This is a genomic window from Rhodanobacteraceae bacterium, assembly GCA_024234055.1.
Classification (GTDB): Bacteria; Pseudomonadota; Gammaproteobacteria; order Xanthomonadales; family SZUA-5; genus JADKFD01.
The window spans coordinates 951560-976280 of record JACKOW010000001.1 but is presented as its reverse complement, the minus strand read 5'-3'; the positions used below and the strand labels follow the sequence as shown (position 1 = coordinate 976280).

Below are 24721 nucleotides of genomic sequence, written 5' to 3'. Positions count from 1 at the left end.
CCGTGCAGCATTTGTGCATCGTGACCACCGGCGGCACCATCGACAAGGTGTATTTCGACGATCTCTCGACCTTTCAGGTGGGCGAACCGGCGATCGGCCGGATTCTCGACAACCTCGGCGTGGCTTTCACCTACAACGTCATAGCGCTGATGCGCAAGGACAGCCTGCACGTCACCGATGACGATCGCGAACTGGTGCGCCACACCATCAGCGCCCAGCCGCACGCGCATGTGCTGGTCACTCACGGTACCGACAGCATGGTCGCCACCGCGCGGGTGCTGGCCCAGATTCCCGACAAGACCATCGTCCTCACTGGCGCGCTAAACCCCGCCCGCTTCCAGGGCTCCGACGCGGTGTTCAACATCGGCTGCGCCATCGGCGCCGTGCAGGTGCTGCCGCCTGGCGTGCACATCGCCATGAACGGCCGGGTCTGGGATCCATTCAAGGTGCGCAAGAATCGAGACGCCAATCGTTTCGAGGCTGGCTGAGCGCGCTGACACCGGCCTGCGCCATGCCGCTGCAGATATGATCGGACGGAGTTCCGCCGACCTGGGTCTGGGCATGAGTGATGACATCCCGTACAAGAACAATCCCCTGCATGGAGTCAGCCTGAAGCAGATGCTGGTCGAGCTCGTGGATCACTACGGCTTCAACATTCTGCATGCTTACCTGAACATCCATTGCTTCAAGACCAATCCGAGCGTTGAATCCAGCGTCAAGTTTCTGAAGAAGACCGATTGGGCGCGCGAGAAGGTCGAGGGTTTCTATCTCTACCAGTTCAAGAGCCTGCCCCGGGCCTCTGATGAACAGTTTGCGCTGCCGCCCCGAGATCGCATCGTGCCCGCCGATCAATCACCCGGCGAGCCTGCCCAACTCAGCCTGGAAGCCGCGGAACGGCTGGCCGAGAAGCGTTTGAAGAAATCTGCCGAGCGCGCCCGCGGCGAGGACCGTCCCACGGGCTCCAATCGATATCGGGCCGATCGGCGCGCTGGCCGCCATGCAGACGATCGAAGCACTACCCGTTCCGGCGAGGGCGCAGCCAATCCTTCGGCGAGTTCAGACCCTTCGACGGCGAAGGCCGTGGACCCGTGGGCCAAGTGGAGAAGCTAGAGTCGGTTCGAGCAAGGCCCAATCGGGCGGGGTTTGTTGCCTGGCCAGGCTAGATCAGAAGCGCCGAGTGCAACTCGGCGATCCCGGCAAGCGTCCTTGCGCAGACTGAGGCCGACAAAAAAGCCCCGGCTTGCGCCGGGGCTTGGATTTGCTACTCAGTGAAAGCTGCTCAGAACTGCAGGCTCCACTTGTCGAGGTAGCCGGTGTCGCCGCGGGCGTTGTCATTCACGCGCAGCTTCCAGGTACCGTTGGCCACCTCGGTGGAGGCATTCACGGTGAAGGTCTGGATGATGTTGTCGGTGCCGCCGCCGCTGCGGTTGTGCAGCACATAGACCGAACCGTCCGGCGCGATCAGATCCACCTTCAGATCGCCCTTGTAGGTGTGGTAGATCGTCACCGCCACCTTCAGGGTGCTGGGTGCGTTGCCGGTGCGGCCGGACACGCTGATCGGGCTCTCGATGGTCGAGTTGTCAGTGATGTTGTAGTTGGTCTGGTTCTCGAAGAAGCTCGGCTGGGTGCCGCCGCCACCACCGGCAGTCCAGTTGGCCGTCAAGGTGAAGTTGACGGTTCCCGTGGCATAGCCATAGACGCGAATGTAGTAGGTACCGGCACTGGGTGCGGCGAAGGTACAGGTTTCGTTGCCCGAACCGGTGTAGGGGCGGCAATCGTAGCTGGTCAAGCTGGGCGCCGAACCGTAGCGCACGTACAGATCGACATCGCCGCTGGCATTGGTGGTGGCGATGTTGAGGTTGGTCGAACCGGACGGAACGACAACCGTGTACTCGGCAAAGCTGCTGTTGGCGCTGCTGGAGTTGGTGCTGCCCGTCACCGGCACACCCTTGCTCAGCACTCCACCACTCGGCGGCGGAGTACCGCCACCGCCACCGGTCACCGCTGCGATCGTCGCTGCTGCGTCGATGATGCCGGCGCCGCAACCCGAGCAGCTGGCGGGGAACGGCCGGGCGTTGCTCTTCAGCAGGCTTTCGATCTGTGCCGGCGTCTTGCTGCCCTTGCTCAGGATCAGTGCCGCCAGACCGGCCACGTGTGGCGTGGCCATGGACGTACCCTGATACCAGGCGTAGCTCTGCGAGCCCGGTGTGGTGGTGCCCGAATTCAGCGTCGACAGGATGCCGTTGCTGGACGAGCTGCGGACATCGCCACCGGGTGCGGCCACATCGACCAGCGTGCCAAAGTTCGAGTAGTAGGCACGACCACCACTGCGGTTGGTGGCTGCCACGGTGACCACGTTGCTGCAGTTCGCCGGTGTGGCCCCGGAAGCATTCACATTGGAATTGCCGGCAGCGACGATCACCACAGTGCCGCGATTGACCGCGCCGTTGATCGCGTTCTGGTAGGTGCTGGCACAGGTGCTGCTGCTGCCGCCCAGACTCATGTTGATGACCTTGGCTGGCGTCGCGTTGGCCGGTACGCCGGACACGCTGCCGCCGGAAGCCCAGGTGATGGCGTCCGCGATATCGGACAGCGTGCCACCGCAGGCAGCGAGTACGCGGACCGGCTGGATCTTGGCGTTGAAGGCCACGCCGGCGACACCGGCGGCGTTGTTGGTCACGGCGGCAATGGTGCCGGCCACGTGAGTGCCGTGCCAGCTGGAATTGGAGGCCGGAGAACCCGAATAGCACTGGCCTGCCGTGGTCCAGTCGCCCTGGTCGGCCGGATTGGAGTCACGTCCGTTGCCGTCACGGGCATTGGCCGAGCTGGACACGAAATCGTAGCCCGCGACCACATTGGCGTTGAGATCGGTATGACTGGTGATGCCGGTATCGAGCACCGCCACAACCACACCACTACCGGTGGCATTGTCCCAGGCGGTCGGCAGATTGGCGCCTCCAGTGGCTTCGAAGTAATGCCATTGCTGGCTGTAGGAGGAATCGTTGGGTGAGAGGAAGGGCACCATGATCTGATCGGGCTCCACATAAGCCACGTTGGGATCAGCAGCCAGGTCGTTCATGACCTTGAGCAAGCTGCCGTCATCCAGCGCTTTTCCAATCTTCACAAGGTGCCCGCCAGTGGACAGCGTACGCACATAACTCAGCGTTTGACCCGTTCGCGAGGCGACCTGGTCCAGATGGCGACTGATGGCACTGACGGCATCCCCAGCCGCGCGTGCATCGCCTTCGTTGTAGCCCACAATGATGGCGTCGTACCGGTACGAGTCTGCCAGCGCCGCTGCATTCACTCTTGCGTCTGCAGCGCCGATGAATGCATCGCTGCCTCCTCCCCCGAGTGTCTGCGCGCCGCTCGCGCCGGCCACCAGCAGGCCGGTCAGCAAGGCTGTACCCAATAACGATTTAGTGAACTTGCTAGTCATATGCAGTAATCCCCAAGTTGAATACGCTTTGTAGCCACAGTTCCGCACCGCTGAAGCGGTGCCCTCCCAGAACGTAAATGCCCAACCGCACGACAGATCTCATCCTCCCCAGGATGAAACCGGTCACTGGATGGGCGTCCTGACCTTAGATTTCATGGCAGTTCGGGTCAATCAGGGCACAATCTGTAGCAGTGCTTTAGACGTGCTGCAATGCAGCAATCAACGGGTTCAAGCCGCCCGAGACGTTCATGAACGAAAGCAGAACGCCTTGGTTAAGGTTTATTCAGGATTGGTGTCCAGCGAAACCATTTTGTGCGGCGCACAACAAGTCGCGGACCGAATGACATACGAATAGAGCATATTTCACGCGCTCATCCGGGCACATGCGACCCGCCTGCCCAGAGACTCATCGCCACCGGATTCAGGCCCGCAGGCGTTCGCGCAGATGCACCGGTTTCTGCCGACGCCACCACAACAGGACGGCGATCAGAATCAGCCACGGCTGTAATCTGTGGGCCCAGAGCATGCGATTGTGCGCGGTGCTCTGAGCACGATCGAAGAAGACCGCGACAGCTGAGGGCGGATAGGCCTTGATGGACTCTTCCAGGGGATCCGCCACGGATCGGGCAGTGTCATCGCCCAGGGTTTCCAGCCCGGGAATCTTGCGCAACAAATCGCCGCCCAGAACATAGGTGGCAGCCATCAGAGCATCGCCATTGAAGCCGTTGCGAATGGCCGAACCGATACGTGGCTCACTGGCGAGCGCGCTGAAAGTCACCAGATTGTAGGCCAGCGTACCCAGGCAAACGATGATTGCAATCACGGCCGAAATGTAGCCCCGCGATATGGATTGACCCTTGCTTGCACGCATGTTGGTTTCCAGAGTCTCGGGTGATGGCCCATGTTAGCGCAGCAAGGGTGTTGTTCCTGCGGCAAGCGTCTCAGCTACGACCAAAGGCGAGGTGCAGATCGACGCCGACGAGTGTCTCCACGGGTCTACAACTTTGATTATCCTGATCGGGCGCACACTCGCGAGGCGTTTTTCGTTGCAGAATGGACGCACAGGGAGCGGGAGAAGAGCGCATGAGTTCAAGCGCCATGCCACAAGACCACAGCGATCAAGGCCACGTCGAGCGGGCGCGGGAAGAGTTGCGCACGCATGCGACCAGTCTGATGTTGGCGTGGGAGAAACTCAATTCGAGTCGCTGGAATGCGGCCCATGGCCGAGGCCTGCAGCTGGCCGCCAAGCAGTTGGTGCGTGCCTGCGAGCGTCTGCGCCTGTCCCTGTCGCGCAAGGCCGGCGAACTCGAGACCTTCGTCCGCGTTTTTGTCGACACGTCGCTGGTCCCAAACAATGAACAGCTTCGTACACTGTCGGCTTTGGTGAGCACGCTGGCCAGCACCGTGCTGGCGCTGGACATGGTCAGTGCCAGCGAAGCAGAAACGAGCAAGGTGATCGCAGCCCCCATCGCCACCGCGCCGGCCGCTGTGACGCCGGCTGCCGTAGCCAGCAACACGCCTATCCGCGCCGAATCCAGCACGCCAGCACCCGAGCCACGCGCGCACAGGGCAGTCCACGAGGATCTGATAGTGCTGATTGGCGACGCCGACGAGTTTGGCGTGGAACTCGCCCCGGCCTTCGCCGAGCATGGCTACAGCGTCAAGAGCTTTACCCGCACCGAGCCGGCTCTGGCGCTGATGGCGACGATGATTCCCAGGGTTGTGGTGCTGGCACCTGCTGCGTCCAATGGCATACCCATGCTCCGCCGTGTAATGGCGGCTCGCCCCGAGCTGCAGGAGTCGCATCGGGAGCCGACCCTGGCCGTGGTGACGCCGCGCCAGGATCTGGGACGGCGTCTGGTTGCCCTGCGCCAGGGCGTCCGCTATTTCGAGCCGCCACTCGACCCCCTGGCCATGCTGGTGGCACTGACCAGCGAAGCGGTCACGGTAGGTTCGCCGAGCCGTGTACTGCTGGTCGACGGCGATCGCGAACGCGGCCATCTTTCTGCAGGTTGGCTCAAGGAGGCCGGCTACACCGTGCGCTTCTGCCAAAGCTCTGCCGATGCGCTGGATGCCATCGAGAGCTTCAAGCCACAGGTGGCAGTGATCGACGCCGACATGCGCGGCGCCGAATCCATGCGTCTGGTCAACGGCTTGCGCGACAACCCGCAGAGCGCCGACATCCCCGTGGTGCTGGCCGCCAGTTCACGCGAGCTGGCCTTGCGTGAGCAGGCCATCGCTGGCGGCGCCGACGAGTACCTGCTGAAGCCGCTGAAACCGCGCCATCTGGTCAGCGTCATCGAATCGCGACTCAAGCGCAGCAAGCGCTTCGCGCCGAAGCGCTCTCTAGGCCGCGATGAATCCACCGGCCTGTATTCCCGTCGCGAGTTCATTGATCGCGCCGATGCCGCCGTTGGCCAGAAGAACGCCGTGGTGCTGTTCATCGTGCTTGACGAGCATGAAAGCCTGCGCAAGCAGTTGGGAATCTCCGGCCAGACCCGCCTGGATCTGGTGGTAGGACAGGCCCTGAAGGAGAACCTGCGCGCAGAAGACATGCCGGCGCTGTATCAGGATTGCCGCTATCTGGTGCTCCTGCGCCGCAGTGACCGCGCTGCGGCACTGGCCAGCGCCGAGAACCTGCGCGAAAGCCTGGCCCGTCGGCGCATTCAGATCGGCGAGCGCGAAGTTCCGCTGCAGGCCAGCCTGGGCCTGGCCAACCTCGACGGAGACACCGCCGATGTCGGGGTGCACAACGCCGAAGCCGCCGGTCTCGCCGCCATGCATCTGGGTGGCAATCGCAGCATGTGGTACGAGACCAGCAGCGCAAGCCTGATTCCGGCTGAGCGCGATTCGCAGCTGCGCGGACTGATGCAGACACGCCGTTTCGGCCAGTACATGGAAATTCGAGGCGCCCCGCTGCTGCCGCTACGGGGTCGTGTGCCGGGCCAGTACGAACTGGTGCTGCAGTGGCGACCGGGCGGCAACGCCCAGGCGGCCGCCAGTCAGTCCGATATGGTCCGATTGGCCCGAGACGCCGGCTGCGTCAAGGAATTCGACCGCTTCGTCGTTGGCGAGGCCCTGTCGGTGCGTGCCGACCTGCTCAAGCGCGGGCGCCAGGTACGTCTGGTGGTGGATCTGTCGCCATGGTCGCTGGACGACGGTGGTTTTGCCGATTCGCTCGAGCATCTGTTGCGTGAGCGGCGCTTGTCGGGCACCGGCCTGGCGCTGACGCTGCCAGCGGCAGTACTCGGCGATCGCGTCGATGCGCTGGTGGCACTCGCGCAACGCCTGAAGCCGCTGGCGATCCGCGTCGGCCTGCGCGACATTGGCAGGGACATGACCCTGGTCCCGCGATTGCGCGGCGTTCCTGTCGACTACCTGCGACTGGCGCCGGAGCTGTCCTCGGGTGTCAGCAGTGGCGACCGGGCGACGGAATTGCTGAGCGCCCTGATCCGCCGCGCCCATCAGGGCGGCATGATGGTAATCGGCTGCAGCGTCGACAATCGCGAGCAGGCACAGCACCTGAAGCTGGTCGGCGTCGACTACGCCGAAAGCCCCAGCCTGGGCGCACCCTCCACCCAGTTCGACTTCGACTTCGCCCGCTGGATGACCGATCTGCAGAAGGCCCCGGTTTGAGGGCGCGAGGGCAAGAGGGCATGAGGGCACGGAAACGCAGATTCGGCGCGCTCACGAGCTCTTGCGTGCCCTCTCGCCCTCGCGCCCTCGTGCTCTCGCGCCTTCCCGCGTGCGCAACCACAGACCCAGGAAATAGACCAGCGCCAGCCCGGCTTCGGCCAGCGCCCAGCCGCGCTCGTTCGGAGTGGCGAAGGCCTCCATCGCGCCGTGGCAGAAATACACCCAGGCGGCGATGCCGCCGTAGATCCACGGACCGCGCAAACGAAAGGCAAGTGCCGCGCAATAGGGCAACAGGGGCAGCAGGATGGCGGCGAGTCCGGCTGCCAGACCCGAGACCTCGGCATGCACCGACACATGCCAGCCCAGCCGCAACAGCAGTATCGCCACCAGCGACAGCGCACACAGACGCGCGCCGCTCATGACCGATCCAGTTTCGAGGCGATGGTCGCCACGCGCTTGCCCAGCGCACGGGCCAGCGCCTTCTCGTCATCGCCGAGCTGCACCGCACCGTGGGTACGTGCCAGGTGTCCGGCGCCGTAGGGGGAGCCGCCGCCTTCGGTGCGCGCCAGGCCCGGCTCGGAATAGGGCAGCCCCACCAGCAGCATGCCGTGATGCAACAGGGGCAGCATCATGCTCAGCAGGGTGCTCTCCTGACCGCCATGTGGGCTGCTGGTGGAGGTGAAAACCGCCGCCGGCTTGCCGGCCAGCGTACCGTTCAGCCATTGGCTGGCGGTGCTGTCGATGAAGGACTTGAGCGGGGCCGCCATGTTGCCGAAGCGGGTCGGACTGCCCAGGATCAAGCCGCGACACTCGGCCAGATCGTCGACGCTGACATAAGGCGGGCCGACATCCGGCACCTCCGGCGCCGATACCGCACCTGCAGCCGGCACCAGTTCGGGCACGGTGCGCAAGCGCGCCTGCATGCCTTCCACCTCGTCCACGCCAGCAGCGATTCGCCGCGCCAACTGCGCCGTACTGCCGTGTCGGCTGTAATACAAGACCAGAATGCAGGACATCGTTTGCCGCCGGTAAACAGGAAAGCGGATGTTAGACCGGTTCATGCGAGCGACTCGTTTAGACTCGCGCGAATGACTGCGATCAAGCCCAATCGATGACCCCGCGCGCCCCTCTGAGCAAGGCGCTGATCAATGCGGTTCAGGAGCCGCTGGCCTTTTCGCGCTTCATCGCCCGGCGCTTCAGCGACGATCAGTGCTTTGAATCGGCCGGCGCGCTGTCGTACACCACGATCTTCGCGCTGGTGCCGCTGCTGACGGTCGCGCTCAGCATCTTTGCCTCCTTTCAGGAGTTCAGCCGCTTCAGCGAAGCGGTCACCAGCTTCGTTTTCCGGCATTTCGTGCCGACCTCCGGTGAGGAAATCGAAGCCTATGTCCGCGACTTTGTCTCGAAGGCATCACACCTGACCGTGTTCGGCACCGTGGCCTTGTTTGTCAGCGGGCTGCTGCTGATGACCTCGATCGAGCATTCCTTCAACCGCATCTGGCGCGTGGTGACACCACGCCGGGCACTGGCGCGCTTCGTGGTGTTCTGGACCACATTGACGCTGGGCCCCCTGTTGGTCGGGGCCGGACTGGCGGTCAGTTCGGCGCTGCTGGCAAGCCCATATCTGTCGGATTTCTCCTACGCCTACCAACTGGAGACGATGGCGCTGGCGGCGATGCCCTTTCTGGTGACCTTTGCCGCGGCCACGCTGTCCTATCTGATCATTCCCAACTGCCCGGTACGTTTGCGGCACGCGCTGCTCGGCGGGTTGTTCACGGCAACCGCCTTCGAGCTCGCCAAGATCGGCTTTGCCGAGTTCGTCGGGCACTTTGGCAGCTATCGTCAGATCTATGGCGCGGTCGCCATCATTCCGCTGTTCCTGCTGTGGATCTACGTGTGCTGGGTGGTCGCCTTGCTCGGAGCGTCGCTGTCGGCGGCGCTCGGCGCCTTCACACACGAGGCCAACAAGCGAGATCTGCCTGAGCGCGAGCGCTTCCCGGCCTTGCTGCAAATGCTGGCGCAGTTGCGCACGGCGCAGGCACGGGGCGTGGGTTTGTCCATCGGCGAGCTTGCCAGCACCCTTCCCGACGTCCCCGAATCCACCATCGCCGAACTGCTGCGACTGCTGGAGAGCCTGAACATCGCCCAGCGCACGGATATCGGCAGCTGGATCCTGTCGCGCGACCCTGATCTGGTGCGCATCCGCGAACTGTACCGCTCCGGGGCCTTCCTGTTGCCGCTGTCGGGTGAGCATCGATCCGGCCCTCGCGAGCGCAAGATCGACAACCGTATCGACGAGCTCTGCGAGAGTGCCGCGCAGGCCGCGGAAGCGCAACTGGACCGTGCCCTGGCGCAGATGTTCGAACCCGTGCCAGCCGCCAAACCCTCGCTGGAACAAGGTACCCGACCCGAGGTGCAGACAGCTGCACCACCAGCCCTGGTGCAAGCTATGCCAGAAGGAGATGTCGTGACTGAACGGCCGCCCTCATGAACCGCTGGCGGGCGTCATCGACCAAGCCCTGCGCCGGTCATTGCATACTGATTCCCAGATTCCAAGGACATACCGATGAGAGCAATACCCCGCCTTGCCACCTTGGCCTTCGGCCTGATTGCCGCCGGTCTGCTCCAGGCCGCGCCCGTCGATCTCAATGTGACCACGTTGGATGGCAAGAACTTTGCCGTCTCCGATCACGCCGGCCAGTGGATCGTGGTGAACTATTGGGCCACCTGGTGCGGACCATGCATCAAGGAGATGCCCGAACTCGACGCCCTCGACCGCGAGCGCGATGACGTGCTGGTGCTGGGACTGGCCTTCGAAGACACCTCCGCCGACGATCTGCAGCGTTTCCTCGGCAAGCACCCGGTGCAATACGCTATTGCCCCCGTGGACGTCTACGCGCCACCGGAGGCTTTCGCGGTGCCCCGGGGATTGCCCACCACGCACCTGCTCGGCCCGGATGGCACCTTGCGCCAGAGCTTCATAGGCCCGGTCACCCGTGCCGATCTGGAGCGGGCCATCGCCAGCAACCCCCCTGAAATCAAGCGCTGAGGCAGCGCCATGCGGGTCAGACGCTACCTGGTGAGTGGTCGCGTGCAGGGCGTGTTCTTCCGCGCATCGACCCAACAGTGCGCGCGCGAACTGGGCATATCCGGCCATGCCCGAAACCTCGCCGATGGCCGCGTCGAAGTGCTGGCACAAGCAGACGAGGCGGCGCTGGCGCAACTCGAGGCCTGGCTCTGGCGCGGGCCACTTCAGGCCGACGTGCGATCGGTGGTCGCGGAGGACAGTGAGGAATCGGTAGCGGCGGGCTTCATCGTTCGCTGAGGGCGAGTGTCGAGGGCGAGACTTCTCCGAGCAAACAAGCGGTAGCCCATTGATCTTTGCCCTCGACAGACGGGGGCAGGGGGCAGGTACACATACCCGACGCGTGATCAGACCGTGCGGCGAGATCGGTCCCCTGCCACCTGCCCCTTGCCCCTTGCCCCTTGCCCCCTTTCGCTTGTTCGATGCGCGAAGAATCGCAGCACCGCGAGCGACCTGGATTCCCGACAAGCCTGTGGCATCCTTTCCCGCCCGTCCTGCCCGATCCGCCGTCGTGCCCGAATCCCACCCTGTCATCTGCACCGAACGCCTCATCCTGCGCCCGCCGTTGCTCGAGGATCTGGATCGTTGGGCCGAGTTCATGGCCGATCCGGATACGGCGCGATTCATCGGCGGCGTGCAGCCGCGGCAAATGGTCTGGCGCAGCCTGATGTGCATGGCCGGTGCCTGGACGCTGAGCGGTGTCAGCATGTTCTCGGTGATCGAGCGCGACAGCGGACGCTGGGTCGGCAGGCTAGGCCCCTGGCAACCCGAAGGCTGGCCTGGCACCGAGGTCGGCTGGGGTCTGCATCGGGATGCCTGGGGCAAGGGCTACGCGCTGGAGGGCGCACGCGCCGCCATCGACTACGCCTTTGACCAGCTGGGATGGACCGAGGTCATCCATTGCATCGATCCGGACAACAAGCCCTCGCAGCGCGTCGCCCAGGGCCTGGGCTCAACGCTGCTGGGCCCGGCCATCCTGCCCGCGCCTTTCGAGCACTTGCCCTGCGAGAAATGGGGACAGACGCGCGAAGAGTGGCGCAGGGGCAAGCGCTGAAGGAACGAATTTGAGCGCTGCGAGTGCGTGATTGCGAGCCGAGTGTGTCGGCCCGACACGGCACACAGGCCATGAACCGCAAGTTCGACCGCAGGAGCGACCTCGCGTCGCGACCGGCAAGCCGCGGTCGCGCCGCAAGGGCGGTCCTACCGGCGAACCCATCAAGTCAGCGATCGAATCACCACGCCCACATCGCGGCCAAGGCCAAAGCCTGCGAAACTTGGCGACCACGCCATCGACACCGGAGCCGCCATGGGCAAGACCACGGGCATGATGAAAGGCAAGGACTACCGCAAGGCGCTGGAGCCGCTGCAGGAAGAACTCAATGTGATGCACCGTTGGCTGCAGCACACCGGACAGCGGTTGCTGGTGGTCTTCGAAGGCCGTGACACCGCCGGCAAGGGCGGCGCCATCAACGCCATCAGCGAATGTCTGAATCCGCGCGCCTGCCGGGTGGTGGCGCTGAGCAAGCCCACCGAGAAGGAACGCACGCAGTGGTATTTCCAGCGCTATGTCGAACATCTGCCCAGCGCCGGCGAGATCGTGCTGTTTGATCGCAGCTGGTACAACCGCGCCGGCGTGGAGAAGGTCATGGGCTTCTGCAGTGAGCCTGAGTACCAGAGTTTCCTGGACGACTGCCCCAAGTTCGAGCGCATGCTGGTCAACAACGGCATCCTGTTGTTCAAGTACTGGTTCGGCTGCGACCAGAAGGAACAGGAACAGCGCCTGGCAGAGCGCCTGACGGATCCGATCAAGCGCTGGAAGATCTCGCCCATTGATCTGGCCGCGCGCGAACGCTATGCCGACTACACCGCCGCCCGCGATCGCATGCTTGAAGCCACGAACCTGCCTGAAGCCCCGTGGACGCTGGTCGACATGAATGACCAGAAACGTGGTCGCCTCAACACCATCCGCCACCTGCTCGACCACCTGCCCGATCACGACGTGGCCATGGACCCGCTGGAGCTGCCGCCGCTGAGCAAGCGCGCCGCCAGGGAAAGTTATCCGCGCGGCGTGGCCCGGGCCAAGACGGTTTATTGACCCGAGCCCGACGCGTTCCTGAGCACCACTCGGATACACTGACGACCGCAATCGCCCCCGAGGATGCCACCCATGTCTTGGTTCAGAAGCTGCGCGATGATGGTCCTGTCCGTGTCCCTTGCCGCGCCGCTGGAATGCGTCGCTGCGGGTGAAAGCGACTGGTCTGGACTGACGCCCTTCGGCGCGACCCTGGCCGGCAATGCCGAGGGCACGATCCCGGCCTGGGAGGGCGGCATCCAGCGACCCATCGCCGGCTATGCCGGTCCTGGATCGATGCATGCCAATCCCTACGCCGATGACACCGTGCTGTACACGGTGACCGCAGAGAACCTGGATCAGTTCGCCGCGCTGTTGAGCCCCGGGCTGCAGGCCATGCTCAAGCGCTATCCGCAGAGTTTCCGCATTCCGGTCTATCCCAGCCGACGCAGCCATGCGGCTCCGCAATGGGTCTACGACAACACCCGCAAGAATGCCGAGACCGCGCACTTGACCGCAGACGGCAACGGCGTTGAGGGCGCCTACGGCGGCATCCCTTTCCCGCGCGCCGATCAGGCATTGCAGATGTACTGGAATCACATCACCCGCTGGCGCGGACAATTCATCTCCAACGAGGGTACCGACGCCAGTGTCTATCCCGATGGCAAGCTCAGCCTGGTCTCGCGCAACACCGAGGTGAAGTTCCAGTACTACGACCCCACCGGCAGCGCCGACACCCTGAACAACCGCCTGTTCACGCTGAAGTCGGCGGTGACGGCGCCGGCGCGACTCGCGCGCTCGGGCGTGCTGGTGCATGAAACGCTGAACCAGGATCTGGCCTCACGCCAGGCCTGGGTCTTCGACAACGGTCGTCGACGCGTGCTGCGGGCACCACTGCTGGCCTTCGACATGAGCGTCAGCGCCGCCGACGGCCTGATGACCGCCGACGACACCGACATGGTCAATGGATCACCCAGCCGATTCGACTGGAAACTGATCGGCAAGCAGGAGATGCTGATCCCCTACAACAACTACGAACTGGAGCGGATCGAGCTCGAGAAACTGCTGACGCCCAACCATCTGAACCCCGATCAGACCCGCTTCGAACTGCACCGGGTGTGGGTGATCGAGGCCACGCTCAAGACCGAGTGGCGACATGTCTACAGCCGTCGCGTCTTCTATCTGGATGAGGACAGCTGGAGCGTGGCCATCGCCGACCAGTACGACACCAATGCCAAGCTCTGGCGCGTCAGTCTGGCCTTCCTGAAGAACTTCTACGAACTGCCGGCCACGCTACCGGCGGCCTATGTCTTCCATGATCTGCAGTCCGGCCGCTACCACGCGCAAGGGCTGGCCAAGGACGGCAAGGAGGCAATGACCCTGGAAGCCGTGCCGGCCGACACCCAGTTCACGCCGGCCGCGCTGAGCAAGTTCATTCGCTGATCCGAGGGCATGGGGGCACGAGGGCACGAGGGCACGAGGGCACAGGGCACGAGGGCACGAGGGCACGAGGGCACGAAAGAGCATAGGCTTCGCAAGCTATTGATTCTGCATGCCTCTCGCTTCTCGCCCTCGTTCAAGCCTGTGCACTGACCCCTTGCTGAGAGGGACGGGACATCCAAGCGCCGCCCGTCTGGGTCTGGAACGCGCACCGGCCATGAACCTGGTGGCCGGCTCGAAGCGGCTTTGAGGAGGGACGCGCGCCTGCGCGGCCGCTCTTGATGTTCCGGCATACGCGAAGCGGCGCCGCAGCGCGGCGCCCTCCACAGCAGCTGAACGCCGTCGTCATGCCGTGCTACGCCCACCGGTCACATACTCCGCAGCCCTGGCAATGGCCTCGCCCAGCACCTCCGGTGGCTGCGCTCCGGACACGCCCTCGCGCAATTGCGGGAACACGAAACAGGGCACGCCGCTGATGCCCATGCGCCGCGCCAGCTCCTCGTCGGCACGCACTTCATCGGCAAAAGCGTTGCCACTCAGCAAGGACCGCACCTGCTCCTCGGCCAACCCGCACTCCATGCCCAGCACCCGCAAGGTGGCGTGATCTGAAATCGCGCGACCTTCGTGCAGATAGGCACGGAACAGACGCTCCTTGAGCTCGGTTTGCACACCCTGCTCAAGCGCCAGCGCCAGCAGCCGGTGTGCATCGAAGGTGTTCGACGGGCGGATGCGATCGAAACGCAGATCGAGCCCGCGCGCGCGCCCGGCCTGCACCATGCGGGCAATGAAACCCTCGGCTTCGGCCCGAGACTTGCCGTACTTCTCAGCCAGCCGGGCCGCGTAATCGACCTGCTCGGGCGCTTCCATCGGCGCCTGCGGATTCAGCTCGAAGGCGCGCCAGCGCAAGGACACCGGATGCGGCGAGCGCTCGATCGCCTGTTCCAGCGAGCGCTTGCCGACCCAGCACCAGGGACAGGCGATGTCCGACCAGATCTCAATCTCTACGGTATTCATGGCGCCCCCTGTAGAAGACCCTGCGTGAGGTCGAGTGAAAGTCGATCGCGTCAGCGTCAGCGCTCCACCGATGGGGCCGCTGCATCGGCGGCGACCACCCTGGCCGACGTCTGCCCGCGCCGCCAACCATCGGCCGCGTAAATCGCCAGTGCCGCCCAGATGCAGCCGAAACCGATGGCCTGGGTGACATCAAAGCTCTCGCCGAGGATGAAGATGCCGCACAGCAGCTGCAGGCTGGGGCCGATGTACTGAAGCAGACCGATCATCGAATACGGAATGCGCCGAGCGCCGTAGGCAAATCCGATCAGCGGCAGCGCCGTCAGTGCACCGCCCACGATCAGCAGTGCATCGGTGCGCAGATCGCCGCCGGCGAATATCCCGGTGCCTTGCCACTCGGTCCACAGCAGCCAGCCCAGTGCCACCGGAAACAGGATCAGACTCTCGATGGCCAGACCGGGCACCGAATCCACCGCCACCAGCTTGCGGATCAAGCCGTACACCCCAAAGCTGCAGGCCAGCGCCAGCGCAATCCACGGCGGCTCCCCGTGCACCAGCGCCAGCCAGAGCACACCGGCCGCCGCAATCGCGACTGCCGTCCACTGCGCCCTGTTCAGGCGCTCATGCAGCACCACCACCCCCAGCAACACATTGACCAGCGGGTTTATGAAATAGCCCAGACTGGCCTCAACCACACGACCGTTGGTGACCGCCCAGATGTAGATGCCCCAGTTGATGCTGATGAGCACACTGGACAGCAACAGCATGCGCCCGACCTTGGCGCCTGACAGCGCCCGGCCGAGCCAGCTGCTGCCATCGCGGATCAGCAGATAGCCGACCACGAAAACGCCGCACCAGATCACCCGATGGGCGATGATCTGCATTGCCGGCACCGCTTTGAGCAGATACCAATAGAGCGGAAACACCCCCCAGAGCACGAAAGCAGAGATCGCCGCCAGCAAGCCGCGGCGATCGACAGGAGCAGAGGGGGTCATGTCTTCGGGAAGTCAGCGAGAAAACGATTGAGGATATTACGATTTCACGCGAGCCAAGTCCGTGAATCCACGGTAACCGCGAGCCCGCTCATGGCAGCAACAGGCCGGAGACCATGCGGCATGACGGCCTGAACGCACTCGGCAACCGCGAGACACGCGCCCCTGTCAGCAGGTCCGAAATCCGCCATCATTCGACAACAATTCAGACCAGTGGATGGCTCGGTGAGCAAGGACGCAGCCAATCGGGAAATGCGGATACTGGCCTCGGCAACGCCGCGGGCCCTGGCCCTGATGGAATTGCTGGCGCTGCGGCCCGATGGCACTACCTTGAACCTGCTCGGGTTGTTGTACGGATTTGCCGGCTATGAAATCGGCGCTGCCGGTTTGTCTCCGGAGGTCGTGCGCGTCAGCTTGATGCCGGTGGCCGGCCTGCTCGGCGAGCCTATCCATCAGGGTTATCAGCGCCTGCGCACCCCGGCGCTGCGTCGCCACCTGCTGGACAGCTTTCAGGACTCCAACCGCGCCGCCCTGTGGCGCAAGACCTGCGAGCAGATTGGCGAGAGGGTGCGCAAGATCGGCTATTTTCATCGCCCGCAGGCGCAAGCCTTCGCTCTGCGCGCGCTGATGCTGGCCGGCGTCAGTCCCCAGCAAATCTCCAGGGCACTGCTCGACGGCCCGTCCGGGGAATCGCTGGATTGGTATGAAGCCCAGCGCGACGTGATGCCGAGCCCTGTCGTACTCGAGCGCTTGCTGCGGCTGGATCCTGAACTGGCACTGCGTCAGATCGCTCACCTGTTGTACGTGCGCTCGAACTCGCCGCTGCCGGACATGCCCGAGCTCTTCGATGCGGCCATCCCGTTGATGCCTCGCTGCGATATCGGCGAGGTGCCGATGCGCGCCATCGCCATGGCGGCCTGGATTGCTGGTCGTGGCGACGTGCTCGCTGCAGTGCCCGACTCCGCTGTGTTCGCCCGCCGGGATCTGGCCCTGCTGGACCTCGCTGTTGGTAGTCATCGTCCGGAAGCGGTGGTGGCCTTCGTGCGTGCTGCCGGCAAGAAGCCGTCGAAAAAGGCGCCCTCCGAGTTTGCCTGCGCCGAGCCCTGGCTGGAACTGCCGGGTGCGCTGGCGCGCTTGGCGCTGCTGGCCAGCGGCAATACGGACGACCGCGCGCTGCTGGAGCGGATGCTGCGCAAATTGTGGAAGGACCAGTTGGGACAGCAGACCGATCGCTGGATAGACAACGCCCTGCAGTGCCAGCTGCGCGGCCAGACCTGGTCCTCGCCGCGGATGGCGGAGTCCGCCGTCGGTGAGCCACAGGCCAAGTTGAACGTCAGCTCCACCCTGGTCTTGCTGCTGCTGGCGCACTGGAACGGAACGCCGCTCGATCCCGTGGTTTCGAAGACGGTGGACCACAGTCTCGCCCATTTTCAAGCCCTGCAACTCAAGCCGCTGGTCGATCTGTTGGCGCCCATCCGCGACCGAGCCGCAAGCGCCGGGCCTGCGCTCTGGTTGCAGCAGCAGCGCCCGTGGCAGCGTCTGCTGAGTGCGCTGGATGAACTGTCGCGTGCCGCTGACAAGTCGGAACAGAAATCTGCCAGCGCCAGCAAGTGCTCGCGTATCCGGGTGATGATCGGGGAGTTGAATCCCTACGGTCACCATGTCCAGATTCGCTTTCTGGAACAACGCCAGACGGCAAGCGGCTGGACTCCGGGGCGGCAGCTGAGCAGTCCTGCCCAGATGCAGGCGGCCATGAGCCGACTGGCGCTGGACAATGATGGAGATCGTTTGCTGCTGAAGGCCCTGTCGGCGCCAGACTGCGACTATTACGCCGAGCGCCTGTGGGCCGAGAGTCCGGTGCTCGATGTGCTCGGCGGCTGCTCCGAACTGGTCGCGGAATCCGATCAGCGGGCGCTGCGCTTCGAGTTGCTGAAACCGGTGCTCACGGTCGAAAGGCGCCCCGATCAAAGCCTGTCGCTCGCCCTGAGTCCCAAGCCCGATCCGCAGTCTCCCTCGCGGCTGGCGCTGGTCGATGATCGGCTGCAGTTGACCCGCTTCTCCGATCAGCATTTGCGCATCGCCCGCCTGATCGAGGACGGTGGCGATCTGCCCGAAGACAGCATGCCCGAGCTGGTCAAGTTGCTGCCGGGCTTGACCCGCACGTTGGGCGTGGATGCGCGTCTGCCTGATGCCGAAGCCCTGGCCGACATCGATCACCGCATCCATGCCCTGATCGAACCGCTGCGCGAGGGCCTGCGCGTGCGCTTGCGGGTGCGGCCACTGGGTGAATTCGGCGTGTATCTGCTGCCGGGCAGCGGGCACAGTGAACTGATCGGCGTCCGTGAGAGCCTGCCGGTACGCGGCACCCGTGATCTGGACGCTGAGCGGCAATCCCTGGCAACGCTGTTGCAGCGCGTGCCTGAATTGTCCGGCGCGGAGTCGGTCGAGGGGCTGGATTTCAGCGACGCGCCGAGCGCACTGGAGATCTTGTCGGCCCTGTCTGAAAATCCGCAGCAAGTCCCGCTGAACTGGCCGGCGGAGCGGCGCTGGACCATGACCCGCACCCATGGCGCGTCCAGCCTGCAGCTCAAGGTCAAGGCACAGAAGGATTGGTTCCACGCCGAGGGCGGTCTGGCGCTGGATGACGGCAGCGTGGTCACGTTGGCCGCGCTGCTGGAAGCGCTACCATCGTCGCAGGGGCGTTTCGTGCGGCTCGAAGGCGACCGCATCGTTGCCCTGAGTCAGGATCTGACCCGCCGTCTCAACAGCCTGCGGGCACTGGCCGACGACCGCGGTCGCATCGAACTGGCGCCGGTAGCGGCTGCCGCACTGCAGCCATTGCTCGATTCCGAGGCACAACTCGATCTTGATCAGGGCTTCCGCGAGCAGTTGCAGCGGATGGAAAGCGCGGCTGCCAAGGATCACCCGCTGCCGCGCAATCTGCAGGTGGAACTGCGCGACTATCAGCTTGACGGCTATCGCTGGATGATGCGTCTGGCGGATTGGGGCGGCGGCGCCTGCCTGGCCGACGACATGGGCCTGGGCAAGACCATCCAGGCACTGGCAGTGCTGGCGGCAAGAGCAGCCAAGGGCCCGGCGCTGGTCGTGGCCCCCACCTCCGTGGTCAGCAACTGGCGCAATGAACTGAATCGATTTGCGCCGGCGCTGGAGGTCATCACCTACGGCGACGGCGATCGCAGCGCTGCCCTCGATGCTCTCGCGCCCGGTTCGGTGTTGCTGGTCAGTTACGGCTTGCTGACCGTCAATATCGAGGCCTTCGCCGAAATCCGTTTTGCCACGCTGGTGCTCGACGAAGCCCAGGCGGTAAAGAATGCCCAGGCGCAACGAACGCTGGCGGTGAGACGGATCCAGGCCGATGCCCGTATCGCCACCACCGGCACCCCGATCGAAAACCATCTGGGCGAGCTCTGGAGCCTGATGCGCATCCTCAACCCAGGATTGCTCGGCAGCCAGGACCGCTTCTCCAAGCGTTTCATCGCCGCCTTGGAGCGGGATTCGCGCGCGCCCGAGCGCGACACCCTGCGCCGGCTGATCGGGCCCTTTCTGCTGCGCCGCCTGAAGTCGCAGGTACTGGACGAGCTGCCACCGCGTACCGAGATCGTCGTCACCGTCGAACCCGGCGCCGAAGAAGCCGCCTTGCTGGCCGCAGTCCGACGCCAGGCCGTCGAGCGCCTGGCCCAAGGCGGCGTCGCCGAAGAGAGCAAGCGTTTCCATGTGTTGGCCGAACTCACCCGATTGCGCCGGGCCGCCTGCCATCCGCGCCTGGTCGCGCCGGAATTCAAACTGGCCGGCGCCAAACTGGAGCAACTGCTGGAACTGGTGCAGGAGCTGAAAGAGAACCACCATCGCGCCCTGGTGTTCAGTCAGTTCACCGACTACCTGGCCATCGTCCGCGAAGCCTTCGACGCCCACGGCGTCAGCTACCAGTATCTGGACGGCAGCACCTCCATCAAGGCGCGCGAGATCGCGGTGCGCGAGTTCCAGAACGGCTCGGGCGACGTCTTTCTGCTGAGTCTGAAGGCCGGCGGCGTCGGCCTCAATCTGACCGCCGCCGATTACGTGATTCACCTCGACCCGTGGTGGAACCCGGCGGTGGAACAACAAGCCACCGACCGCGCCCACCGCATCGGCCAGACCCGCCCGGTGACGGTCTACAAGCTCGTGGTCAAAGGCAGCATCGAGGAGCAGATCCTGTCACTGCACGGTGCCAAGCGTGAACTGGTCGACAGCGTGCTCGGCGAACAGGAGATGAGCCAGCCGATCAGCGTGGAGGAACTGGTGGGGCTGCTGCAGGGCTGAGCCCGGGCTGCTTGCTGACGTAGGTCCAGACTAGTCTGGACGCTCTTGGGGACCCGCCGAAGAAGCGTCCAGACAAGTCTGGACCCACAAGAGCGGACGGCCCGTTCGCGAGCCGACGAAAGTCGCACACGATGACACCAGTTTTCAGGCACACCGTTATCGAGCCACCGCTGCGAAAGCCAACTCGACTTCCCGCGATCCCGGTTCTCCGTAGCGCTTCGCCACGGCGGTGGGCTGATACAGCGTCGGGTTGGCGAAGATCTCGACCAGCGCCTCGTGAATGGCGTCGACATCGTCGCCGTACATGAAGTAACTCCAGCAATTCCCCTGGCCGATGGTCGTGCCGCTGCGGACCAGTCCGGCGCCCTTCAGCCTGGCAATGACGTCGATCATGGTCGTGCGCACGGCGTCGGCGTGTTCGTTGCTGATCGGGTGCCCGGCGTCGAGGTCGAAGACCAGCGTCAGGTGTTGTGGGCGATCTCGCAGCAGCGCGGCATGGCCACGCTGCTTCAATTCCTGCAAGACCATCTGTTCGTAGTGAAACAACGAGCCCTGGAACCAGGTCGTGGCCATCGATTCCGGGTAGTAGCTGCCATCCACGCGGCGTACAGCCTGATCTGATTGCGCCTCGACCGACAGCAGCTTCAGGTAGTCGGCCAGGCCGAAGGCTGAAATCTGCTCGTCCACGCGCCGCGTCACGTCCTGCAGGTGTGCCCAAAGGGCGTCGTCCGAATGCGTCCTCAGCTGCTGCCAGCCGAGCTCCCATTCGCAGCGCGGAAAAGCCGTCGACGCCTGCGCCTCGCCGCGCTCACGCAACGCACCTTGCTCTGCCCATGCCGGCGGATCCTCACCCCTGCACCATTGCTCGAATTCCTCATCCGGACAGCGGAAATGCTCACGATACTGGCGCATGAAGTCAGCAAAGGACTCCCGATAAGAAATCGCGCCACCGATCTGTGGATCCACAGCCTCGTAGCCTTCCGTGTGGAAACGCTTCAACAAGCCGTGGATTGCGGCGTAGACCGTGCGGACGTCTGCACCCATCGACATGGCCAGCCCGATGCGATCGTAGCTGACGTAGACATCGCCGAGCTCGGCACTGAAGGCCGTGAACATGCCATCGTCGTCGTCAAAGCGAATCTCGGGCTCGAAAGCCTGCAAGATCTCCCGCGCCCGCGCGATGCGCCGAAGCTGATCCGGATGCGGCTCACCCTTGCGCCCCCGTTTGCGCAAGTCGGCGGGAATACGAAGCGAGAAATCGTAGGACATGGGCGGGTCTCGGTTGAGCGGTATTGGGTCACCTGCCGAAGGCCGGCAGCTCCAAACCCGCGGTCATGGCATCGCCGACGTGGGTGACGGCAAAGATATCAGTCCGAACGCGAGCCGCCATCGGTAGCAAAGAATCTCCTCGCGCTCGAAGCGCTTGGTGTCTCGCCGTACAGAAGTCGCACCGTCGCAGGCCTAGGGTCGGATCACCGGGCACAGGTGTATCACCTGCAGCGCCCGCGACCCACGCAATCACTGGAGCAAGCCATGAACAAAGATCAGGTGGACGGACACGTCAAGGAAATCAAAGGCAAGGTCAAGGAAGTCACCGGTCGGGTGATCGGCGACAAGACCATGGAAAACAAGGGCAAGCTGCAGAATGCCGTCGGCAAGGCTCAGGCCGGCTACGGCGACGTCAAGGAAGACATCAAAGACGCAGTGTGATCGCTGACAGCACCAGGAATTCCGCGCCAGTCAATGGCGCGGAAGGCCCGGCGCTGAAATCCCGATGCGGACGATCACCACGTCAGCTCCATCAGCAAGGCTCAGACCGCCGAGCGTGCGACATTGATCTTTGCAGCGTTTGATCAAGGGTCCACACACCTGTCAGGCGGTTTCTGCATGAAAGACGTTCTCGGCCATTCCTCCTCTCGCTTCCCTGCAATTGCGTGGTTCGTGCTGGCTCTAGGCACTTGCTGGATCAATTTCGCATTCAAGGCCAGGCAGTTGGGCGTGACTTCCTTGGCAAGTCCCCACTTTCTTGAAGCGCTCGTCTATGGCCTCGGGGCCTTCCTGGCAGGTCTGGTTTGCCTGATCTGGAAGAAATACAGATCGCCAGGCGCATATTTCCGCGTCTCGGCCGCACTCGGCACTTTGGTCGTCCTGGGCAGGTTGCACATCGGTTCCTGAGCCGGATTTGCCCCAGGTACGAGTGGAAATCGCACAGGCTGAACACGCACCAGGTGGCGCGAGCCTCCCCAAACACCTCCGATTCGTTCAGCGCCTTCTCGGATCCAGCCTGCCTACGGCCTTCGCCATTTGCGCATAGGCGGCGCTTGATGCGACATGCTCGACGTAGCCTCTGATCTGCCAGAGCGAGCGCTTGTTCAAGACCGCGGCCATCGGTTTTCGCGGCAGGCGGATCGCCAAGCCGTCGCCGAGCCGATAGATGGCATTGTCCCAGCCAGCAGCGACAAAACGGATGGGTCGACCGTGCAGGTCCGGCGCCTGATCGGGGAGCAAACTTGACACCAGATTCGTGCCTGCCTCAGCGTCGGTTGCTGCAAGAGTAGGCATCAATACGCCAGTTTCCATGGCCTTCATCGGGTCAGGCCGCACTGTGGGGGCGAGATGGGTGTCAGATCGGGGTGACGCATCACTGCGTCTGCAGCCGCGTCGCGATGGCGACCTTGCGGCTCGGCTCCAGCGATCCGCGGACTGCGGCCGCGTAGACCGTCCGCAGCACCTCGTCGTCGGTCATTGCCGCAGCCGCATCGAGCGCATCCTTGCCATCGGCGGCCCTGGCAAGCGGATCAGCACCAGCGTCCAGCAGCACTTGCACCATGGCCGCCGCCTGCCCGGGCTGATCGCCGAGAATCCTGGGAGCGAGATCCAGCATCAAGCGCAGCGGGGTGCGGCCCTTGGCATCGCGCGCATCGACCGAGAACCCTGCCGCCAGCAACGCACGAACGCTGCGCAGATTGCCGCGCCAGGCGGCCTCGTGCAGCAGGGTATGGCCCTCGGACAGCCAGTCGCTGCTGCTCCATTCCAGATTCGCGCCCTGATCCAGCAGAAATGCCAGGAGTTCCGCCTGAGGGGACTCAGCCAGCGTCATTGCGTACGGATAACCGTCCTGCTGAAGGTCGGGTGCCGGCAGCCGCGCACCGTGCGCGAGCAATGCCTGGACGCTGATCAGATCCTCTCGTTCGATCGCCCGCATCATCGGCGATCGACCGTTCCGATCGAGCGCGTCCAGCCGTGACACTGCCGACAGCACTTCATCGAGGATGACAGGGTCCCGCGCATAGCCGAGGAGATGCGCTGGCCCTTCCCCCTGATCATTCACGACATCGACGATTGCGCCGGCCCGCAACAGATGTCTCGCATTCTCCATGCGACCGGCGGCCATGGCTGCCAGCAATGGCGTGTTTCCGAAATCGTCCCGCAATTCCAGGTTCGCGCCCCGGGCCAGTGCCAACAGCAGCAGTTCGCTGTCGAAGGCCTCTGCAGCAGCATGGATGTCGATGGTGCCTGGCTCCGTGCGCAGTATCGGCAGCCCCTGTGCGTCACGCGCCCAGATCGCGTCAAAATCGACCTCACCGTCTTCATCGATCAGCCCTTCAATCAGCCAGGCGTGACCGCTGCTGCGATCAATTTTCCGACCCTGAATGGTTCCGGCCACCTCCAGATGGTGGTCGTCGTTGACCACAATTTCTGCCAGCAGATCGCCTCCGACAAAGGCATATCCGTCGTTGTAGACCCCGAAGAAACTGCGACCGACCCGTACCGTGCCCTGAATCAACCAGGAAGCGCCACCGTGTGCGATGCGATCTGCCTGCACATTGCCGAGAACAACCAGGGTTGGACCCGCTTCCAGCTGCAGATTGCTGATACGTCCGCTGACCTTGAGATTGCCTTCGACCAGGAGCCCGCAGGCTTTGACCTCGGTCCAGGGCGGCGCATCCCAATCCAGAAGGAGGTCGCCGTCGATCTCGAGATCCTGGGCGACACGTACAAAGGGCATGCCCTCACACCGGGCAACAGTCTCGCGCAGCACATACTGTGCATCGCCAGGAAAACCGGACACCAATTTGAGTACCTCGGCGACCGCCATCAGCGAAGTCAGATCGAGCACAACGGCATCCTCCGTCCACCGGCCCCTGAGCGATCGGCCTCGTGATCCGTTGTCACAGGCCTGCCCCCCGGCGCAACCGCGATGGATTCAATACGCAACAACAGGTGGACGGCGGCGAAGGAGTCGATTCCGGGGTCTTCCACAAATCGTCGGAAGTAGTCGTCCCCAAACATGCCCAGCCCGGGCTGCAGGTAACGCGCAGCAAAAGCTGCCCATGCCGGCGCCAGATCTGTGACTTCCAACCTGTCGGCCAAGGCCTCCACGATTCTTGCTGGATCCTGGTCAGACTGCGCCAGACTCTGCATCAGACGACGCCTGGTCGAGGGCTGCTGCGGGCCAAATCGATCAAACTCGCACAGCCAGAACACAAAGGCGGCAATCATGCGCCGGACTGCCTCTCGGATTCCCGCTGCGCTCTCGTCATCGGGCGCCCCAAAACAGTCAACTGAAATCAGGCTGTCTGCCATCATTTGATTCTCGTGGGTTGGAAGACGCTATCCACATTGTGCTTCAACCCAAGCCTCGAACCCTGGGTAGGCGGCCTTCGCTCTGGCAAGGATTTGGCACCGACAGCGGCCAGGTCGAGCCCGCGTCGGCACCGCCACGC

At 64.0% G+C, this 24721-nt stretch carries 22 protein-coding genes; 12 read left to right on the top strand and 10 right to left on the bottom strand.

All coding sequences use genetic code 11. The features are described from left to right. The first annotated feature begins 2 nt into the window (after window positions 1-2). Together H7A19_03960 and H7A19_03955 are read left to right on the top strand one after the other, a co-directional pair. Entirely contained in the window at window positions 3-488 is a 486-nt protein-coding gene (locus H7A19_03960; GenBank protein ID MCP5473977.1) for an asparaginase, read from the top strand. 73 nt (window positions 489-561) lie between these two features. Then, the gene (locus H7A19_03955; protein ID MCP5473976.1) at window positions 562-1110 is read left to right on the top strand and encodes a DUF2132 domain-containing protein; all 549 of its coding nucleotides are present in this window, start codon (window positions 562-564) and stop codon (window positions 1108-1110) included. Between the two features lie 169 nt (window positions 1111-1279). On the opposite strand, the gene H7A19_03950 is transcribed toward H7A19_03955, so the two are convergent. Beyond that, window positions 1280-3439, bottom strand: a complete 2160-nt coding sequence (locus H7A19_03950; protein MCP5473975.1) for a S8 family serine peptidase — start codon at window positions 3437-3439, stop codon at window positions 1280-1282. Between the two features lie 421 nt (window positions 3440-3860). Beyond that, window positions 3861-4310, bottom strand: coding sequence for a hypothetical protein (locus tag H7A19_03945; protein ID MCP5473974.1), 450 nt, complete (start codon window positions 4308-4310; stop codon window positions 3861-3863). Between the two features lie 212 nt (window positions 4311-4522). Between H7A19_03945 and H7A19_03940 the strand changes: the two genes are divergently transcribed. Continuing rightward, window positions 4523-7075: an EAL domain-containing protein gene (locus H7A19_03940; GenBank protein ID MCP5473973.1), complete on the top strand. Its 2553-nt coding sequence runs from the start codon at window positions 4523-4525 to the stop codon at window positions 7073-7075. A 51-nt stretch (window positions 7076-7126) separates the two neighbouring features. On the opposite strand, the gene H7A19_03935 is transcribed toward H7A19_03940, so the two are convergent. Together H7A19_03935 and wrbA are read right to left on the bottom strand one after the other, a co-directional pair. Further along, window positions 7127-7495 (bottom strand): DUF2069 domain-containing protein, encoded by a 369-nt coding sequence (locus H7A19_03935; GenBank protein ID MCP5473972.1) that lies wholly within the window; start codon window positions 7493-7495, stop codon window positions 7127-7129. Continuing rightward, on the bottom strand, window positions 7492-8091 hold the full coding sequence (gene wrbA, locus H7A19_03930; GenBank protein ID MCP5473971.1) for an NAD(P)H:quinone oxidoreductase: 600 nt from the start codon (window positions 8089-8091) through the stop codon (window positions 7492-7494). Before wrbA ends, H7A19_03935 begins: the two co-directional genes overlap by 4 nt. Window positions 8092-8186: 95 nt before the next feature. Between wrbA and H7A19_03925 the strand changes: the two genes are divergently transcribed. From H7A19_03925 to H7A19_03900, 6 genes are all read left to right on the top strand, one after another. Continuing rightward, window positions 8187-9566, top strand: coding sequence for a YihY family inner membrane protein (locus H7A19_03925; GenBank protein MCP5473970.1), 1380 nt, complete (start codon window positions 8187-8189; stop codon window positions 9564-9566). 75 nt (window positions 9567-9641) lie between these two features. Next, complete coding sequence (locus tag H7A19_03920; protein ID MCP5473969.1) at window positions 9642-10124, top strand: TlpA family protein disulfide reductase; 483 nt, start codon at window positions 9642-9644, stop codon at window positions 10122-10124. 9 nt (window positions 10125-10133) lie between these two features. Then, on the top strand, window positions 10134-10400 hold the full coding sequence (locus tag H7A19_03915; protein ID MCP5473968.1) for an acylphosphatase: 267 nt from the start codon (window positions 10134-10136) through the stop codon (window positions 10398-10400). A 271-nt stretch (window positions 10401-10671) separates the two neighbouring features. Further along, on the top strand, window positions 10672-11214 hold the full coding sequence (locus H7A19_03910) for a GNAT family N-acetyltransferase (GenBank protein MCP5473967.1): 543 nt from the start codon (window positions 10672-10674) through the stop codon (window positions 11212-11214). 270 nt (window positions 11215-11484) lie between these two features. After that, complete coding sequence (gene ppk2, locus H7A19_03905) at window positions 11485-12255, top strand: polyphosphate kinase 2 (protein MCP5473966.1); 771 nt, start codon at window positions 11485-11487, stop codon at window positions 12253-12255. 63 nt (window positions 12256-12318) lie between these two features. Further along, window positions 12319-13674: a DUF1329 domain-containing protein gene (locus H7A19_03900; protein MCP5473965.1), complete on the top strand. Its 1356-nt coding sequence runs from the start codon at window positions 12319-12321 to the stop codon at window positions 13672-13674. 342 nt (window positions 13675-14016) lie between these two features. Here the strand turns inward: H7A19_03900 and H7A19_03895 are convergent, their stop codons facing one another. Beyond that, on the bottom strand, window positions 14017-14685 hold the full coding sequence (locus H7A19_03895; protein ID MCP5473964.1) for a DsbA family oxidoreductase: 669 nt from the start codon (window positions 14683-14685) through the stop codon (window positions 14017-14019). A gap of 56 nt (window positions 14686-14741) precedes the next feature. Further along, on the bottom strand, window positions 14742-15677 hold the full coding sequence (gene rarD / locus H7A19_03890; protein ID MCP5473963.1) for an EamA family transporter RarD: 936 nt from the start codon (window positions 15675-15677) through the stop codon (window positions 14742-14744). Window positions 15678-15899: 222 nt separating this feature from the next. Between rarD and H7A19_03885 the strand changes: the two genes are divergently transcribed. Beyond that, a complete protein-coding gene (locus tag H7A19_03885) occupies window positions 15900-19994 on the top strand; it encodes a DEAD/DEAH box helicase (GenBank protein MCP5473962.1) in 4095 nt (1364 codons plus the stop codon). A 156-nt stretch (window positions 19995-20150) separates the two neighbouring features. Here H7A19_03885 and H7A19_03880 read toward each other — a convergent pair whose 3' ends face one another. Next, window positions 20151-21263: a hypothetical protein gene (locus H7A19_03880; GenBank protein MCP5473961.1), complete on the bottom strand. Its 1113-nt coding sequence runs from the start codon at window positions 21261-21263 to the stop codon at window positions 20151-20153. A gap of 264 nt (window positions 21264-21527) precedes the next feature. On the opposite strand from H7A19_03880, the gene H7A19_03875 reads away from it, so the two are divergent. Both H7A19_03875 and H7A19_03870 read left to right on the top strand, forming a co-directional pair. Beyond that, window positions 21528-21704 (top strand): CsbD family protein, encoded by a 177-nt coding sequence (locus tag H7A19_03875; GenBank protein MCP5473960.1) that lies wholly within the window; start codon window positions 21528-21530, stop codon window positions 21702-21704. A gap of 177 nt (window positions 21705-21881) precedes the next feature. Next, window positions 21882-22169, top strand: a complete 288-nt coding sequence (locus tag H7A19_03870) for a hypothetical protein (GenBank protein MCP5473959.1) — start codon at window positions 21882-21884, stop codon at window positions 22167-22169. A gap of 87 nt (window positions 22170-22256) precedes the next feature. Here H7A19_03870 and H7A19_03865 read toward each other — a convergent pair whose 3' ends face one another. From H7A19_03865 to H7A19_03855, 3 genes are read right to left on the bottom strand one after another with little or no spacing between them, the layout of a single operon-like run. Beyond that, window positions 22257-22583 carry a hypothetical protein gene (locus tag H7A19_03865; protein MCP5473958.1) on the bottom strand — a complete coding sequence of 109 codons (327 nt, stop codon included), beginning with the start codon at window positions 22581-22583 and terminating at the stop codon, window positions 22257-22259. A gap of 52 nt (window positions 22584-22635) precedes the next feature. Then, entirely contained in the window at window positions 22636-24114 is a 1479-nt protein-coding gene (locus H7A19_03860; protein MCP5473957.1) for an ankyrin repeat domain-containing protein, read from the bottom strand. Beyond that, window positions 24102-24497 (bottom strand): hypothetical protein, encoded by a 396-nt coding sequence (locus H7A19_03855; protein ID MCP5473956.1) that lies wholly within the window; start codon window positions 24495-24497, stop codon window positions 24102-24104. The genes H7A19_03860 and H7A19_03855 overlap by 13 nt, the downstream gene beginning before the upstream one ends. Window positions 24498-24721 lie beyond the last annotated feature (224 nt).